Origin of the sequence: Oscillibacter sp., from assembly GCF_031978065.1 — a bacterium.
In the GTDB taxonomy this organism is placed as follows: domain Bacteria; phylum Bacillota; class Clostridia; order Oscillospirales; family Oscillospiraceae; genus Oscillibacter.
In genome coordinates, this window is record NZ_DALZCH010000075.1 from 1 (window position 1) to 16,150 (window position 16,150).

Genomic DNA, 16,150 nt, shown 5'->3' on the forward strand with positions numbered 1-16,150 from the left:
ATGTCCATCACCTGCGCGGCGGGAGAAATATCCAGACCAAGAACGGACCGGGACGCCCCCTGAAATTTCATGGTCATCCCCTTCAAAATTCCAAAGAGATAGCACCCAAAAATGGCCTTGACAGGGTTCCAGCCTGAGAAAATAACCAGAGCCACCGCAATCCAGCCCATGCCTGCGGTGATGTTATCCTGCCAATAGGGGACGTATACCAAGGAGAGATAGCCGCCGCCAAGGCCGCACAGCGCCCCCCCGAAAAGAATGTGCACATATTTGTACAGCGTCACATTGACGCCGGAGGCGTCCGCCGTTCCAGGGTTTTCTCCAACCATGCGGACGGCAAGGCCGAACCGCGTCTTCTGATAGTAAAACAGCAGCCCCGCGGCAAGAAACAACGAAAGGTACACAAACAGGCTTTGAGAAAACAGCACCGGTCCCAGAAACGGGATCTTGGAAAGACCCGGAATGCTGTGAGGCCCCAAGGCGGCGGTGACGGCGCTGTCCATGATCTGGCTGGAATACGCCTTGCCTAGAAAATTGGCAAGACCCGTGCCGAAAATCGTCAGCGCAAAGCCGGTCACAGTCTGATTGCCCATAAGGGTCACGGTGATCACGGCATAAATCAGCGCGCCCAGCGCGCCTCCCGCCGCCGCCATGAGAAGAGCCGCTGCGGGGCTGTGGTTGAGAAATCCGGCCTGAAAGCCGAAAAACGCGCCCAGCATCATCATGCCTTCGATGCCAAGGTTCAAATGCCCCGCTTTTTCGCACAGAATGCCCCCCAAGGTAGCCAGCAGAAACGGCGTGCCAAGCTGCACGGACATTTGGAAAAACAAAGCCGCTTCATTCATTCTGCCGCCTCCTTCCTCGTGCGGGTCAGGCCCACCCGGTAAGTAGAGAAAAATTCGCTCCCCAGAATGAACAGCAGAATAATTCCCTGAATCACGTCGCCCGCAGCAGAGGGAATCTGCATGGAAATCTGCATATAGGCGCCCCCCTGAAGCAGAATGGAAAACAGGAAAGAAACTGCCAGAATCACCGGCGGCTCCATCCGGGACATGTAGGCGATGGCAATGGCGGTATAACCCATGCCGCCACCCATCTGGTCGTTCAGTGTGCGCTCCGCGCCTGCGGCCTGAAGAAGCCCCGCAAGACCGCAGATGCCGCCGCCTAAGAGACTTGCCAGCAGGAGAATTTTTTTTGTGTTTATTCCCGCGTAGCGCGCTGTTTGTTCGTTGGCTCCCATCACGGATAGTTCATAGCCCAGCTTGCTGCGGTGGAGCAAAACCCATATAAGAACCGTCAGCAGGAGGGCGACAATCCACCCGGAATGGACGCCCAGCACGGGTTTGAGCTGAAGCTCCGCCGGGTAATTGGCAATCTTCGGAAAGCCAAAGGACTGGGGGTCCTTCCAGAGGACGTATTGGAGATAGGACACCAGCTTGATGGCCACGTAGTTGAGCATCAGTGTCACCAACGTTTCGCTTACGCCCCACTTCGACTTTAAATACCCCGCAATCAAGCACCAACAGCCACCCGCCGCAAAGGCCGCGGCAAACATCAAAAGCATCGTGACCGGGGCGAGCGGTCCGCTGACGTTCAGCGCCACGTACGTCGCCGCAGTCGCGCCCATATAGAACTGCCCCTCCGCGCCGATGTTGATAAAGTTCATCTTGAAGCAGACCGCTACCCCAAGTCCCATCATCAAAAGCGGGACAACCTTCTGAACGGTCTGCTGCACATAGTAAACCGAGCTGAAGGAGCCTTTCAGCATCTCTCGGTACACCACAATCGGGTCATACCCGCAAATCGCCACCACGACTCCCGCCGCAGCCAGAGCGGCCACCAGAGAGACAATTCGCTGGAGAAGGAACCGGCTGTTTGTCTTCCGTTCAATTCGCAGCATGGCTTGCCTCCTCCTGTCTCTGCCCCATCATCAGCAGGCCAAGCTGCTCCTTTGTGGCTGTTTTCGCGTCCACCACGCCCATCAGCTCGCCGCCATGTAGCACCGCAATCCGGTCGCAGATGCCCAGAAGCACGTCCAAGTCCTCCCCGATGAATAAAATGGCGACGCCTTTCTTTTTCTCCTCGTTAAGCTGTTCATAGATAAAGGTGGAAGCGCCGATGTCCAGACCCCGCACGGGGTAGGCGGCGATAAAAAAGTCCGCGCCAAGATCGATTTCACGGCCCAGCAGCACCTTTTGAATGTTGCCGCCGGATAGGCTCTGGATCGGCTGGTCTACGCCGGACGCACTGACGTGATAGCACTCCGTCAGTCGGACGGCCTGAGCCTTTTCCACTTTTTTGTTTAAAAATGGCCCTCTGTCGGAGCAATAGGTGCGCAGCGCCGCATTGTCGCTGATGCTCAGCCCCGCCGCAAGGCCCATGCCCAGCCGGTCCTCCGGCACAAAGCCAATCCGGATTCCTTGCCGCAGCATGGCCCGGGGGTCCAGCCCAATCAGCTCGGTCCCCTTGAAGCGCACGCTGCCCTCCGCCGCCCGCAGGCCGACGATGGACTCGCACAGCTCCCTTTGGCCGCTGTCGGCCACGCCTGCAATCCCCAAAATTTCGCAGGCGCAGACGTCCAGCCGGTCAATGTTCAGCTTTTCGCCCGCGTCTCTCTCCGCAAGGTGCAGATTTCGGATGGACAGAACCGGCTCGCGCCGCTCTGAGGGCGTCTGCGCATAGGGGACCGAAATGTCCACCGCCCGACCCACCATCAGCTCCGCAAGCTGGGCGGGACTGGACTGCGCGGTCACAATGGAGTCCACGCTGACGCCCTTTCGCAAAACCGTCACCCGGTCGCTGACGTTCATAACCTCCTGAAGCTTGTGGGTGATGATGATGACGGCGCGGCCCTTCGCCTTCATTTCCCGCAGGATTTCAAACAGCCGCTCCGTCTCCTGTACCGTCAAAACGGCGGTTGGCTCGTCCAGAATCAGAATTTCCGCGCCCCGGTACAGAGCTTTTACGATTTCCACCGTCTGTTTTTCTCCGACGGTCATTCGGCAGATTTTCTTTTCGGGGTCCAGCGGAAGTCCGTATTTTTCACACAGAGCCATAATTTCTTCAACGGCCCGCTTTTTGCGCAGCAGCGTCCGGGTTTTCATGCCCCCGACGATGTTTTCCCAGGCGCAAAGGGCGTCCACCAGCTTGAAATGCTGGTGGATCATTCCAATGCCATTAAGTATAGCGTCCTTAGGGGATCGGATGGACACCGGCGTTCCCCCTACGAGGATTTCCCCTTCGTCCGGAGCGTACAGGCCCGAGAGGACGTTCATCAGTGTGCTCTTGCCGGAGCCGTTCTCTCCCAGAATGGCGTGAATTTCTCCGGCCCGGACCTTTAAATTGACATTGTCGTTCGCCTTTACGGGTCCAAAGTGCTTTTTGATGTGCCTGAGTTCCACTGCAATGCGATTTTCCATGTGCTTCTCCTAAAAAACAGACCGTGGAATTTTGTCGGCTGACAGCCTCAGCTTGCGCTTCCGTTTACGCCCTCGACAAACCAGTTCATGGAGAACAGCGCCGCCTGATCCAGCGTCTGATCCCCTGCCACGGCCTCATTGCCCTGATTGTCGGAGATGGGGCCGGTCCAGATATCCAGCGTACCGGTTTTAAAGCCCTCTTCGGCCTCGGTTACCTTTTCCTCTGTGCCGTCGGCCAGATTGTACATCTCAGTCAGGCTCACAAGCCCCTCCTGCATGCCCAGCCACTGATTGGTGCCGGTCCATGTGCCGTCCACAATTCTCTGGACGTCGTTCACGAAGAAGCTCTCCCAGTCGCAGGCGGGGCTGGCGAGGAAGGACTCGGGAATCGTCTCATAGCCGGATGTGGCGTACCCGAAGGAATACGCCCCCAGATTGGCCGCCGCGATTGCCGCGTTCAGGCTGTCCAGATACGCGATGACCACATCGGAACCGCTGTTGACAAGCTCGGTGGCAATGGCGGTTTCTGTTGCGGGATCAAACCAGGAGCCGGTCCACTTGACGTTCACCGTTACGTCGGGATTGACGGATCTCGCGCCCAGTGTGAACGCGTTGACCATGCGGATGCACTCAGGGATGGGATAGGAGGCGAGATAGCCGATCTGGTCAGACGCGGTCCGCATACCGGCGATTATCCCGCAAAGATACTCGCTCTGGAAATTCTTCGGGAAGAAGGTGGCCAGATTGTCCGCGTTGATACTGCCGGAATAGTGGTTGAAATAGACCTCCGGGTACCGCGCGGCCACATTGGCCACATATTCGCCATAGCCGTAGCTGGTGGCATAGATGACGTTGCAGCCCTGATTGATCAGGTTTTCAATGGCAACCTCGCAATCGGCGGATTCGGGAATGCTGAAGGCATAGTCCACCTGATAGCCTGCGTTCTCCAGCGCCTTGAAGCCCTGCCCCAGTGCATAGCTGAAGCCCTCCGTGCCAAGCTCTGTGTTGAAAACGGCGCCGATGTGAATTTTCTCCGCCGTCAGCGCGGGAAGGCCGGCGGCAGTGCTTGCCGCGCCGGAGGCGGAACCAAGGGCAGACGCCGCGGAAGAACCCGCAGCTCCCGTTCCCGACCCGCAGGCCGCGAGGGACAGTGTCAGCGCGCAAGCCGACAGCAGGGCGGCAATTTTTTTCAGTTTCATGTTTTTCTCCCTTCGAGTTGTTCCTTATGATAATCATAAGGAAGCGGTAAGGTAGTACCTATCTCAATTTCTTATGGCTTATCATATAGAAGCATTCCCTGTTTGTCAATTTTAGAATGTGATAAAAAATCGTCGGATTCAAAGCGAGGGTTTGGGGCATGTGTCAACCGGGGCTTGCCAAGGCCCCGCTCAAATGGGATAACGGCAGAGTGCTCTTTTTGTATCTTTATATGGCATATTCGGGCAGTGACGATTGACTTGCCAGATGAAATTTTTCCAGTAGCTCTCCTCGCAGGGCGGTAAACGCTTGGCTGCTTCTCTGGCGGGGTTTTTCCATAGAAACCGTCACCACTTCGCTGATTCTGCCGGGACGGGGCGTCATGATGGCGATGCGGTCGGAGAGGTAAACGGCCTCGTCGATGTCGTGGGTCACCAGAATCATGGTGGTCCCGCTGACTCTCTGCAATTCCAGCAGCTTGTCCTGAAGGTCGGCCCGGGTGAAGGAATCCAGCGCGCCCATTGGCTCGTCCAGCAGCAGCACCTCGGGGTCGTTGATGAGACTGCGGGCAATGGCCGCCCGCTGGGCCATGCCGCCGCTGATCTGGTGGGGATAGGCGCCTGCAAAGCCTTGCAGGCCCACCAACTCCAAAAACTCTGCCACCCGCGCCTTTTCCCGGCGGTAGACATGGCGGGCCTTCAGTCCTGCGGCGATATTCTGCTCCACCGTCCACCATGGGAACAGGCCCCCCTGCTGGAACACATAGCCCCGCTGGGGAGAGGTCCCAGCGATGCTCTGCCCGTTCAGAAGAAGCTTCCCGCTTTGGGGCGTATCCAGCCCGGCCAGCAGGCGCAGCAGTGTGGTTTTCCCGCAGCCGGAGGGACCCAGCAGGGAGACAAACTCCCCCCGGCCCACGGTAAGGGACACGTCTTGCAGCGCGGTAATTCCCTCCGCCTGACCGTTTTGCCCGTCCGGGTACACCCGGCTGACATGCTGAATATCAAGAAGAATACCCTCCGTCATTTGATTACTCCCTTCTGCCAGCGAAGCACATAGTCCCGCAGAACCCCTATCACCGCAAGAATCAGACTGAACAGGACCGCCATCAGCAAAATGGCGGCGAACACCTTGTAGTAGGCGCTCCATACCTTCACCACGTTGATATAGTAGCCAAGGCCGCCGGGCTGGCCCATCATCTCGGCAATCACAAGGCAGGTGAACGAGCTGGCGCAGGCTGTGGTAATTCCCGTGAATATCTGGGGCGACGCGCTGGGAATTGCCACGCGGAACACCTGAAAGGCGGTTCCTCCGCCCAAGGTCTGCGCCGCCTCCAGATGGACCCGGGAGACGGACTGAATGCCAAAGGCCGTCTGGGACGCCACCGGAAACCAGGAGGTGATGACCAGAAGAAACACCGCTGCGGCAAAGGGCGTTGGAAACAGCGTGAGGGCAAAGGGCATCCACGCCACCGCGGGGATAACGCCGCTGATTTTCAACACGGGATAGGTCCAGTACCGCACCTTTGGGAACCACCCGATCAGCACCCCCGTCACCACTCCCAGCAGGATACCGGCGGTGAAGCCCGCGCCGAATAGCCGCAGGGAGTAAAGCAGGTTTTTCCCGATGTAGCTCCCCTCCATTAAAAAGGACTCCAAAATCTGAGCGGGACCCGGAAAAAACGGCTGGGGCGTGAGCTGCAGCTTCGTTCCCAGAATGTCATATAGCAAAAGCGCCAGCCCCAGAGCAAACCGAAACGGGGCACGGCGCACATAGCCGGAACGGCGGCTGCAATCCAGTCGTGCCCGAACGCCGCCAAGCAGAAACGTCAAGATAACGGCAAGCAGCACGATTCGATAAAAGCCGTTCATGTCCAGCCGGAGCGGGCCGAGAGCGTAATCCGCCAGCTTCACGCCGTGGGATATCTGGGGAATCAGCCGGTTTCCCAAAATGGCCGCCAGAAACCCGGCTGAGGAGAGACTTGCCGCCGCCATCAGGCGGCGGTTCGTCACCGGCGGGTTCATATTGTCAATCTGTTTCACGCGATATCTCCTTTAAATTGCCTCGCCGCACACCTCACACAGAGGTGTGCGGCGAGCAGGTCTGCACTTATTTTCCCAGAGTCAGATCCACCGGAGTAAATGCCTTGGCAAGATACTCCTCGGGGTCGGAGGTGAGATAGCCGATGCCGTGCAGCGCCTCGGCAAAGTATTTCACGTCCGCCTGCGCGTCCAGCGCTTTGCCGGTGTCAAAGTCCGCTTCGGAGGGATAGCCGTAGCCCTTGACCAACTCCACAGCCAGATCTCGGTCTTCAATGGACACGTACTTTTTCTCCAGAATCAGGTCGGTGGCCGCCTCCGGGTTCTTGGCGATGTAGTCCTCCGCCTTCCGATAGGCCCGCAGGATGGCGGAAATCAGCTCCGGGTCCTCCTTCAGCACCTTGGTGGAAGCGTAAAGATAGCAGCAGTAGTGACTGGCAAAGGGTTCGTCCGTGGAGATGTCCAGAATCACCTTCACCTCGCCCGCCTTCTCCGCCACGGAGGCCTTGGGGTCCCAGACCGCCACCAGATCCACCTGCCCGCTCTTCAATGCTTCAAGAGAGAGGTTATCGTCGCCAAAGGGCAGGAAGGTCACCTCCGCGTCCTCTCCAATGGCCTTAATGCCGTTTTGTTCCAGCCAGAGGGCAGCCACCTGATAGGTGGTGCCGCCGATTTCGTCCACCGCGATGGTTGCGCCTCGCAGGTCCTCGGCAGTTTCGATGGGGGAGTCCGGCAGAACCTCCAGTTTAATGCAGCCCTTGTGTAGCCCGTCAATCACGGTGATGTTCAGTCCCGTCTCAATGGAGGGAAAATACATAAAGTCCCCGTTGACAATGGGCATGGTGCCGTTGTTCAAACCCACTTTTTTAGACTCATAGTCGGCGGAAACGAGGTCAGCGTTAATGCCCTCCTCCGCCAGATACCCCAACTCGTATGCAAGGAAGGTGGGGACGTTGCACAGGGAGCCGTTGTTGCCGGGAATTGTGATGTCCCACTTGACAGGCGTCTCCTGAGCGGTGCTTCCGGCAGAGCCGGACCCGCTTTGGGACGATTGTGCGTTATTGCTGGAATCTCCGGCGCAGGCCGAGAGCAGGGCTCCCGTCATAGCTGCCGCCAGCAAAAAGGATATTGCTTTTACCTTTTTCATAATCAATCTACCTCTTCTATTCGGAATTTTAATGGCAACATGGCGCGGAGTGCCGACGTTCGTACACCCCGCGCCATGGATTGCGTTATGCACAGGCTGTCGCCTTAAAAGAGGCGGCGGCCGCGGTCAGATATTCTTTTACATCGATTTTTTATATGACAACAGCGCATCATAGCAGTCGCTCCTTTCTGACAAAGTTATTTTCCCGCGGCAAAGCCCTTTTGAAGATCGGCGAGAATGTCGTCAATGAGCTTCGTGCCGATGGACAGGCGGGTGGGTTTGGTCATTTTAAAAATAAAAAAGCCGGGGCTGTCATTCAGCTCCCGGATAAGAGGTATGGCCCGTGTGGTGCGTCTTTGTCACCAAGGGCGCGAACAGGACATGCCGACGCGCCCGGCCATATCACTTGTCCGGGAATACAGCATTCGCCCACAGCGGAAATTGCCCCGCAGCAGTTTTTCAAACAGTGTCGTCATATTCCTCACCCTTTCGCAATCATTTAAATACCAACTTAATTAGTAGGTATATCGGAATTATATCTTGCCTTTTTTAATTTGTCAAGAACTTTTTAATTCAAAATCATGACAAGATATTAGGTGATCTTGCAAAACGAGACCAAAAGAGATAAGCAAGGCGCACTGTGGCCTTGCTTATCTCTTTTGACTTAAAATTTTCTATTTCTCCGTTACCCGGAGTGCCGCGCCGGGACAGATGAAGCAGAATCGCCCCTTGTTGTTCAGTCGCTTCGGCTCACTCATGGTGCAGCCCGTCCGCGGAGTTCTCGGCCGCCCGGCCGTAATTTGTTTTGAATTTCTCCAGAGGCGTTCACTCCAGCAAATCCGTCATGTTGCGCAGACTGATGGCCAAGGTGGAGGCGTTGTGCAGCAGGGCGGAGGTGGCCGGGGGCAGAATCCCCGCCGCGCCAAGTAGAATCAGGGCGGAGTTAAAGCCGATGACGAAGCGATAGTTGCCGGCCGTCCGCCGCTGGAGCCCCTGGGCAATCATTCGCAGCAGCACCAGCTCAAACAAGTTGTCGGCGGCGATGGTGACGTCGGCAATCTCCCGGGCGATGGCCGCGCCGTCGCTGATGGCGATGCCCACGTCGGCGGCGGAGAGGGCGGGGGAGTCGTTGATGCCGTCGCCAATCATAATCACGGTACGCCCCGCGGCCCGTTCTGCTTCCACAAAGCGGGCCTTATCCTCGGGCAGCACTTCGGCGTAGTACTCGTCCACGCCCACCTGCGCCGCGATGACGGCAGCGGTCTTCTCATTGTCTCCGGTCATCATGACGGTTTTGGAAACGCCCATTTTCCGTAAGCTGTTCAGCACTGCCGAGGCCTCCTCCCGCAGCGGGTCCGCCACGCAGACTACTCCTGCCAGCACGCCGCCGACGGCCAGATACAGATGGGAAAACTCCTCTGGGAGACTTGCAAAAGCTGCCTGCTCCTCCGGAGAAACGACACAGCCCTCGTCCTCAAACACGAAGTGCCGGCTGCCGATGACCACTTTTTCGCCGTCGATACGGCTGGAGATGCCGTGGGCTACCACGTATTCCACCTCCGAATGCATCTCGGCGTGGAGAATGCCCTGCTCCTTGGCCGCGTTCACCACGGCGTTGGCCATGGAGTGGGGATAGTGCTCCTCCAGGCAGGCGGCCACTCGCAGCACCTCCTGCTCCTTCCGTCCGCCGAAGGCCACGACCCGGGCCACAGTAGGCGTGGCGTGGGTCAGGGTGCCGGTTTTGTCAAACACCACCGTATCCGCCCGGGCCACGGCCTCCAAAAATTTTCCGCCCTTGACGGTGATGTGATGGCTACCGCACTCCCGCATGGCGGAGAGCGCCGCCAGAGGCATGGACAGCTTCAGCGCACAGGAGTAGTCCACCATCAAAATGGAGATGCCCCGGGTGAGGTTTCCTGTCATCAGATAAGTCGCCCCGGTGCCCAGCAGGGACCAGGGGACCAGCCGGTCCGCAAGGTCCAGCGCCCGACTCTCGGCGGCGGACTTCAGCTTTTCCGACTGCTCGATCATGGCAACGATCTGGTCGTACCGTCCCGTGCCCGCCTGCTGCTCCACCAAAAGGACGCACTCGCCCTCCTCTACCACAGTCCCGGCGTAGACCATGGCTCCGGGTCCCTTGCGCACCGCCACAGACTCGCCGGTGAGGGAGGCCTGGTTTACGCCGGCTTCGCCGGAGACAACCCTGCCGTCCAGAGGAATCACGTTGCCGGTGCGGACGCAGACCTGATCTCCGGTTTGTATCTGGCTGATGGGAGTCAGCAACTCTGCGTCTCCCGTCTTCAGCCATACCTGGCCCACGTTGAGCGAAAGGCTCCGGGCCAGATCCCCTACGGATTTCTTCCGGGTCCACTCCTCCAGCAACTCACCCAGACGCAGCAGGAACATCACCGAGGCGGCGGTGGCAAAGTCCCCCCGGCCCATAGACACGCCGATGGACAGTGCGTCCAGCACATCTACTTCCAGTCTGCGCCGCAGCAGGCACCGCAGCCCTCTGCGGAAAAATCGGGCCGACCGCCACGCCGTCAAAGCGATGCGCAGCGGCGCGGGGAAATACAGCTTACGCACAAGGTACATCAGCGCCATGCACACCAGCTTCTCCTGATACCTCCGGTTCAGCACCCGGCCGCTGGTCTCCGACGAGAAGTTTGCCAGTGCCTCCCGGTCAAAGCGGAAGGCCGCGAGGGCGCGGATCACCGCGTCCCGAGACTCCTGATAGCGGATCACCGCGTCGCAGGTGCGGTCATAAACCGTAACCTGCCGGATACCCGGCAGGGCCGCCAACGCGTTTTCCAGTTGGTCCGCCTCCGCCATGGTCATCCTCCGCATTCGGATGTGCACCCGGATGCGCCCACGGCTCTCATGTAAAATCGTACAATTCATCGTATTGTCCTCTTATGAAAGAAGCCACCCACTGTCACGGGCGGCTTCTTCTGATTCGTTTATTCCGCAGACGGTTCGCCCGCGTCCTCCACCTGCTCTGCGGCAGAGGCCCGGTCTTCGTTAATTCCCTTTGCGTCCTCCAGGATGTCTTCGCAGTTCTCCTGCACCTTCGAGACATTTTCCATCACACAGTCCTTCATCCGCAGAACGGCGGCGGTGGAGTGGGTGTAGACCTTCTTCGCGTCGCGGCTTGTGAGCAGCTTCACTCCAGCGGAGCCAAACAGCGCGCCGCCCGCAAATAACGCAATTTTTTTCCAATTGCAAATCATTCCAAAATCCCCCTGTTACTATATATTCGGTTGAGGACATGGCTACCAGCCATGTCGTTATCCAGCTTGTTGCCTAAGCTTATTTTCGCTTGTATCCGGTGAGCATCACCATGAACAGACTGATCACCATGGCCCAGGCCCAGAACCGATGCGCTTTCATCATTCATCCCACGCTTTCTGTCATCAAATGTCGGATGCTGTATTTCGAGTATATCCTCACCTGTGCAAGTTCGTCAATACAAACATTTCCTTAAAGATTCCTCGCTTTTTTACCCGAAAAGTTAGACTTAAACAACTTTTTGAAATTTACTGCTTTTTTGAGAGCGGCGGTGTAATACAAGGTCGCGCCGTCAATGTGCGTTCGTCCCATGCACGTCAATCAGATATGAAGGGAGTCCTTTTTGATGCAATGGTCCCGTCAAGACAGCAAAAAGCGGTCCGGCCTTATAGGTTGGACCGCTTTAATTGATTATCGCCCCGCAGGCGGGCGCTCTAAAAATGCTTTGGGAAGTTCTCTTCTTTTGCCGTGTCTTGCAATCTTGTATACGCCAGTGGTCAGCATGGGAACCACAAAGAGGATGAAGAAGCCCCAGGTGATGGTTCCATACCCCTGCTCAATCAGGTCCACCAGCCCGAAGGTGGAAACCAGAATCCCCATCACCACGCTGCCGATAGCCACGCTGGGTCGCACCCACACGGGAACGTGCTTTCCGGAAGCGGCGATGGAATTTTCAATTCGGTCGTCCAATGCCTTGATAAAGCCGGTTCCGGTTTCAATAAGGGTGCCGAACAGCACGATTTCAAACAGCCAGAACAGCCAGTTCATGTCCAATGCCTGAAACACGGCGGTGATGGGAACCTCCGCCGTCAGGCATGCCTCCATCATTGTGCCCATGGTCAGCAGGAGCATTCCGGCGGGAATAATGCCAATCACGCCGGCCAGCAGGCCGGAGACGACCGCTTCCCTGCGATTGTGGCACTGACGGACGGTGTAGAGCAGGGCGGGAACAGTGCCCAAATTGTAAAACGCATATTTCACGCCGCCCATCAGCCAGTCGGAACCTGCCACGCTCTGGGCGGCAAATGCCTTGGGCAGATTGCCGCCAAACCTTGTAAACACAATTATCATGAAGAGGATATACACCGCGTACAGCACATAGGACCAGAAGGTCAGCACATTTTCAATTGCCGCGGTACCCCTGATGACCAGCACAATGATCCCGAGAGAGAGAATCGAAACGCCAATCCACTTAGAACTGCCCGTCAGGCTTGTAGCCATGCTGCCTGCTGTGGCCGTGACCACGCCCAGCACAATCAAAAGCATAGCAATATAGCAGATTTCATACAAGAAGTTGGCTTTGCCCAGCAGCTTGGTCATCATGCTCTTATAGTCGTAGGTTCGGAATGTGTGGGAAAATTCAAAGGTCACCGCGCACAAAACAGACCAGATTGCCAGCGTAACTGCCATTCCCAAGAGGCCGCCGGCAAGTCCTCTTGACAGAAAGTATTCCCGGATTTCCGCGCCGGTTCCATATCCGCCGCCGATGACCATGGACTGGAACACAAAGCCGGGAATCAGGATACGAAGCAGCCTGCTATGCCTCTTGCTTGCCATAGAGCGCTCTCCTCCTACACGTTTTTTCCTCACAGTTTCTCCTTTTAGTTCAAAAGAAAGAAGGGGTTTAACAATAGCGATTAAGGCAACCCTTTCAAATACAACGTCTCACAATCAGGCATTAAAAAACGCAGTTTTTTTACTATGCTTAATGAATCTGCGCAAAATATTTGAAACAGCTTATTTTTACACAAACCATTGCAAAAAGCTTGTCAAAAAGTTGTAAAAAATGGTGTTGACAGAAAAACAGCCGCCCGATATGATAAAGAGCAATCACTCTTGCGGAGGACAAGCTTGGCTTGATAAACAGAAAATGCGCGGAGCAGGCGTGTGCTGCCGCCGCACAAATGATTGGAGCGGGTTTTATGTCGAAACAGTTGGAAAGCATCCTACAGCGTCAGGATGAATACGTGCCCAAATCGGCGCGGATTCCCTACGTTCCCATTTCCTTTGTCCGTAGAAAGGGCGCGAAGCTGTACGATTGCGACGGAAACGAGTACATCGACTTTCTCGCCAGCGCTTCCTCCGCCAACATCGGCCACGGGAACGAAGAAATTGCTCAGGCCGTCTGCGGGCAGATGATAGAGTTGTCCCAATATATCTCCGCCTATTTCCCCTCCGGGCCGATGATTGATCTGGCGGAAAAGGTTTCCCGCATGACCGGTCGGCCGGATATGATGGTTTCTTTCAGTTGCACCGGCTCGGCGTCTATCGACGGGGCCATTAAATACGCCCGGGGCTACACCGGGCGGCCTAAAATTGTCTCCTTTAGCGAGTCTTATCACGGCAGCACCTATGGCGCCATTTCTGTGTCTAAGCTCACCAACAGTATGCGCCGCAAAATCGGCCCGCTGCTGCCGGAGTGCGAGACGTTCAACTATCCCACCTGCCTGCGCTGCCAGTATCACCAAAAACCAGAGAACTGTGCGTTGGACTGTCTCGAGCAGATTCGCTATGCCTTCCGCCACTATCTCCCCGCCGACGAGGTTGCCGCCTTTCTGGTGGAACCCATCGCGGGAGACGCGGGCCTGATTGTCCCCCCGGCAAGGTTTTTTCAGGACTTGGCGACGCTGTGCCGTGAAAACGGGATTCTGCTGATTTCCGATGAAATCAATCAGGGCGTTGGCCGCACGGGGCGCATGTTCGCCATGGACAATTTCAGTGTGGAGTGCGATTTGTATGTGCTTGGCAAATCCCTTGGCGGAGGGCTCCCTTTGGGCGCGGTGGTGGGCCGCAGAGAGGTGATGGAGTCGCTGGAATCACCGGCCCATGCGTTTACCATGTCTGGCAATGCCTCCTGCTGTACCTCTTCTTTGAAAATGTTGGAAATCATGGAGCGGGAAAACATCTTCGAGGAATCCTATCAAAAGGGCCTTTATCTGCGAGAGCGGTTTTTAAAAATGCAGGAGGAATTCCCTGTCATCGGTGAGGTGCGGGGCATTGGACTGAACATTGGCGTGGATCTGGTGACAGATCGGGAAACCATGCAGAAAAACTATCCCGCCGCCGCCAAAATTTCCTATTACTGCATGAAGCACGGCCTGCTGCTGACCTTTGTGGGGCAAAGCGTCTTGCGGGTGCAGCCCCCTTTGGTTATCACCCGGGAGGAGTTGGACCAAGCCACGGAAATCATTCATGCCGCGCTGGTGGCCTATACCGCGGGAGAGTTGAGCGACTCGATTTTGGAGGAGATACAGGGCTGGTAACGCGGTCTGGCAGGACGCAGCCATTTGGCGGACGAGACTTAGAGAGCTTATGCCGGTGGTGTACTCCCCTATGCACTTTGCGCGCCAATATGACCATTTATACGTGTTCAGGCGCATATCCAAGGGCTTTGGCCTTGCGGGAATGCGGCCCGGAAAAGCCTCGGACACAAAATAACCGTCTTGGTCTGGAATCAGCAAAGCGTGCCTTGCGGCGAGAGCATCGGAAAAGAGAAGCACCCCCGACATGGCTCTGCCCGACAAAGAGGAAAAAATTTTCCGGAAAGCAAAAAGAGGCCCGCCGTCTGATCAGACGGCGGGCCTTGTGTATTTATTTAGAGTTACACGCAGTCCTGCAAAAAGAGCCTGTCGTACCGCTTCCCGGCCTGATCTGCCGCTTCCTCCCGAAGTTGGGAAATCTCCTCATGATGGGCCAGCAGAAGAGACACCAAGTCCAGAGAAATCGCGCCGTTGCGCGCCATATCCCGGAGCAGGTCCTCCGTTCTGGAGAAGGACATCCCCTTCCGATAAGGCCGGTCCTCGGTCACGGCGGTAAAGATATCGGCCACCGCCATAATGCGGGACCCCAGCGGCAGGCTGTCAGCCTTCAGATGGAACGGATACCCGTTTCCGGTAAGCCTTTCATGGTGGTAGGACGCCCATTGGTTAATCGTCTCAAAGCCCCGGATGGGCCGGAGCAGTCGGTAAGTATAAAAGGTATGGCCCCGGATAATGTCAAACTCGTCCGGGTCCAGCTTGGACCGCTTCTCCAAAATCTCAGCGGGAATTGCCAGCTTTCCCAGATCGTGGAGATTCCCCGCAATCCGCATCATCTTACACTCGTTTTCGGAAAACCCCGACAGTTCCGCCAGCTTTTCCGCCGTCGCCGCCACGCTGGCGGAATGCCGCGTGGTAAAGGGGCTGCGAAAGTCAATGATATGGGCGAACACGTCGGTCAGCTTCACCACCTCGTCCAGCGTCAGCTTCACAGCGTCCAAAGACAGCTCATCCATAAAATCGTGAATCCGTGGCTCGTCCACCAGCTCCAGCCACAGCGCCTCCTGCATGCTCATTGACATAAACGCATCCACGGTTTCCGGTACAAATACCTCGCCCCGCTGCGCGGAAATGACTTCGCGGATGGCGCCTATCTGGCTGATCACGCCCATGTCCGGCCGAATCTGCACCACCGCCCTGTCTGCCAGATGCAGGACATGGGAAAGCAAGGGAACCTTCTCTCCGCAGTGCATCCCACCCGCACCGTTTTTCCAGGGAACGTGGTGAAAGCGGACAATTTCCGCCTCGCGGCGCAGAAGGGGAAAGTCCTCCAAAAATCTTGCCCCAATTCGGGCGTGACCCTCCGGCTCGGTGGCTTCTCCGGTAATGAGCTGCAATCGCTCGCTCAGAGTCAGGGCGCCGATGTCGTGCAGCAGAGCGGCCTGCACCAGCGTCCGTCTCTCCTCCACTGGCAGGCCCATCTGCTCGGCAAGCTTTAAGGACATAAAGGCCACGCGCTGATGATGGTTTGAAACCCTTACGTCCAACAGGTCCACCGCTGCGGTCATACAGGCGATCAAGTCGTAAAGTGTTGCAAAATAGCGGTTGTAATAGGTCATAATCTCCGTCCCTGTTTCTCTGTAAATTTTATTCGGAACCGCTACGGTGGGGACAAGCGCCCCCAAATTTTCCAGTGCATCCGCCGCCCGGCCTTAATACCGCCCGGCCATATGATCCAACAGGAACACCGGCACCGTCCATAATAAGGAAAACGCCAGAAGACGCAAAGGCTCCATCAGCGCATAG

The 16,150-nt window shown here is 56.8% G+C and carries 13 protein-coding genes; 2 read left to right on the forward strand and 11 right to left on the reverse strand.

The genetic code is table 11. The features are described 5' to 3' along the window. The 9 genes from RTK01_RS11485 to RTK01_RS11525 form a co-directional block, all read right to left on the reverse strand. Positions 1-845: ABC transporter permease (locus tag RTK01_RS11485; protein ID WP_312281101.1), on the reverse strand; the 845-nt coding region annotated here is incomplete at its 3' end. Beyond that, on the reverse strand, positions 842-1,900 hold the full coding sequence (locus RTK01_RS11490; protein ID WP_312281102.1) for an ABC transporter permease: 1,059 nt from the start codon (positions 1,898-1,900) through the stop codon (positions 842-844). The genes RTK01_RS11490 and RTK01_RS11485, both read right to left, overlap by 4 nt. Beyond that, positions 1,887-3,419, reverse strand: a complete 1,533-nt coding sequence (locus RTK01_RS11495) for an ABC transporter ATP-binding protein (protein WP_312281103.1) — start codon at positions 3,417-3,419, stop codon at positions 1,887-1,889. The genes RTK01_RS11490 and RTK01_RS11495 overlap by 14 nt, the downstream gene beginning before the upstream one ends. 47 nt (positions 3,420-3,466) lie before the next feature. Beyond that, positions 3,467-4,618, reverse strand: coding sequence for a BMP family ABC transporter substrate-binding protein (locus tag RTK01_RS11500; RefSeq protein WP_312281104.1), 1,152 nt, complete (start codon positions 4,616-4,618; stop codon positions 3,467-3,469). Between the two features lie 226 nt (positions 4,619-4,844). Beyond that, entirely contained in the window at positions 4,845-5,639 is a 795-nt protein-coding gene (locus RTK01_RS11505) for an ABC transporter ATP-binding protein (protein ID WP_312281105.1), read from the reverse strand. Next, positions 5,636-6,655, reverse strand: coding sequence for an ABC transporter permease subunit (locus tag RTK01_RS11510; protein ID WP_312281106.1), 1,020 nt, complete (start codon positions 6,653-6,655; stop codon positions 5,636-5,638). The genes RTK01_RS11505 and RTK01_RS11510 overlap by 4 nt, the downstream gene beginning before the upstream one ends. 67 nt (positions 6,656-6,722) lie before the next feature. Beyond that, positions 6,723-7,799, reverse strand: coding sequence for an ABC transporter substrate-binding protein (locus RTK01_RS11515; RefSeq protein ID WP_312281107.1), 1,077 nt, complete (start codon positions 7,797-7,799; stop codon positions 6,723-6,725). An 825-nt stretch (positions 7,800-8,624) separates the two neighbouring features. Then, positions 8,625-10,700, reverse strand: a complete 2,076-nt coding sequence (locus RTK01_RS11520; RefSeq protein ID WP_312281108.1) for a heavy metal translocating P-type ATPase — start codon at positions 10,698-10,700, stop codon at positions 8,625-8,627. A gap of 59 nt (positions 10,701-10,759) precedes the next feature. Next, entirely contained in the window at positions 10,760-11,029 is a 270-nt protein-coding gene (locus RTK01_RS11525) for a DUF6110 family protein (RefSeq protein WP_312281109.1), read from the reverse strand. Positions 11,030-11,139: 110 nt separating this feature from the next. Here RTK01_RS11525 and RTK01_RS11530 point away from each other — a divergent pair, with 110 nt between their 5' ends. Next, complete coding sequence (locus RTK01_RS11530) at positions 11,140-11,283, forward strand: hypothetical protein (RefSeq protein ID WP_312281110.1); 144 nt, start codon at positions 11,140-11,142, stop codon at positions 11,281-11,283. 215 nt (positions 11,284-11,498) lie between these two features. Here the strand turns inward: RTK01_RS11530 and RTK01_RS11535 are convergent, their stop codons facing one another. Continuing rightward, a complete protein-coding gene (locus tag RTK01_RS11535; protein WP_312281111.1) occupies positions 11,499-12,644 on the reverse strand; it encodes a hypothetical protein in 1,146 nt (381 codons plus the stop codon). Between the two features lie 365 nt (positions 12,645-13,009). On the opposite strand from RTK01_RS11535, the gene RTK01_RS11540 reads away from it, so the two are divergent. Continuing rightward, positions 13,010-14,350: an aminotransferase class III-fold pyridoxal phosphate-dependent enzyme gene (locus RTK01_RS11540; protein WP_312281112.1), complete on the forward strand. Its 1,341-nt coding sequence runs from the start codon at positions 13,010-13,012 to the stop codon at positions 14,348-14,350. A gap of 338 nt (positions 14,351-14,688) precedes the next feature. Here the strand turns inward: RTK01_RS11540 and RTK01_RS11545 are convergent, their stop codons facing one another. Beyond that, positions 14,689-15,963 (reverse strand): HD domain-containing phosphohydrolase, encoded by a 1,275-nt coding sequence (locus RTK01_RS11545; protein WP_312281113.1) that lies wholly within the window; start codon positions 15,961-15,963, stop codon positions 14,689-14,691. Positions 15,964-16,150: the final 187 nt, after the last annotated feature.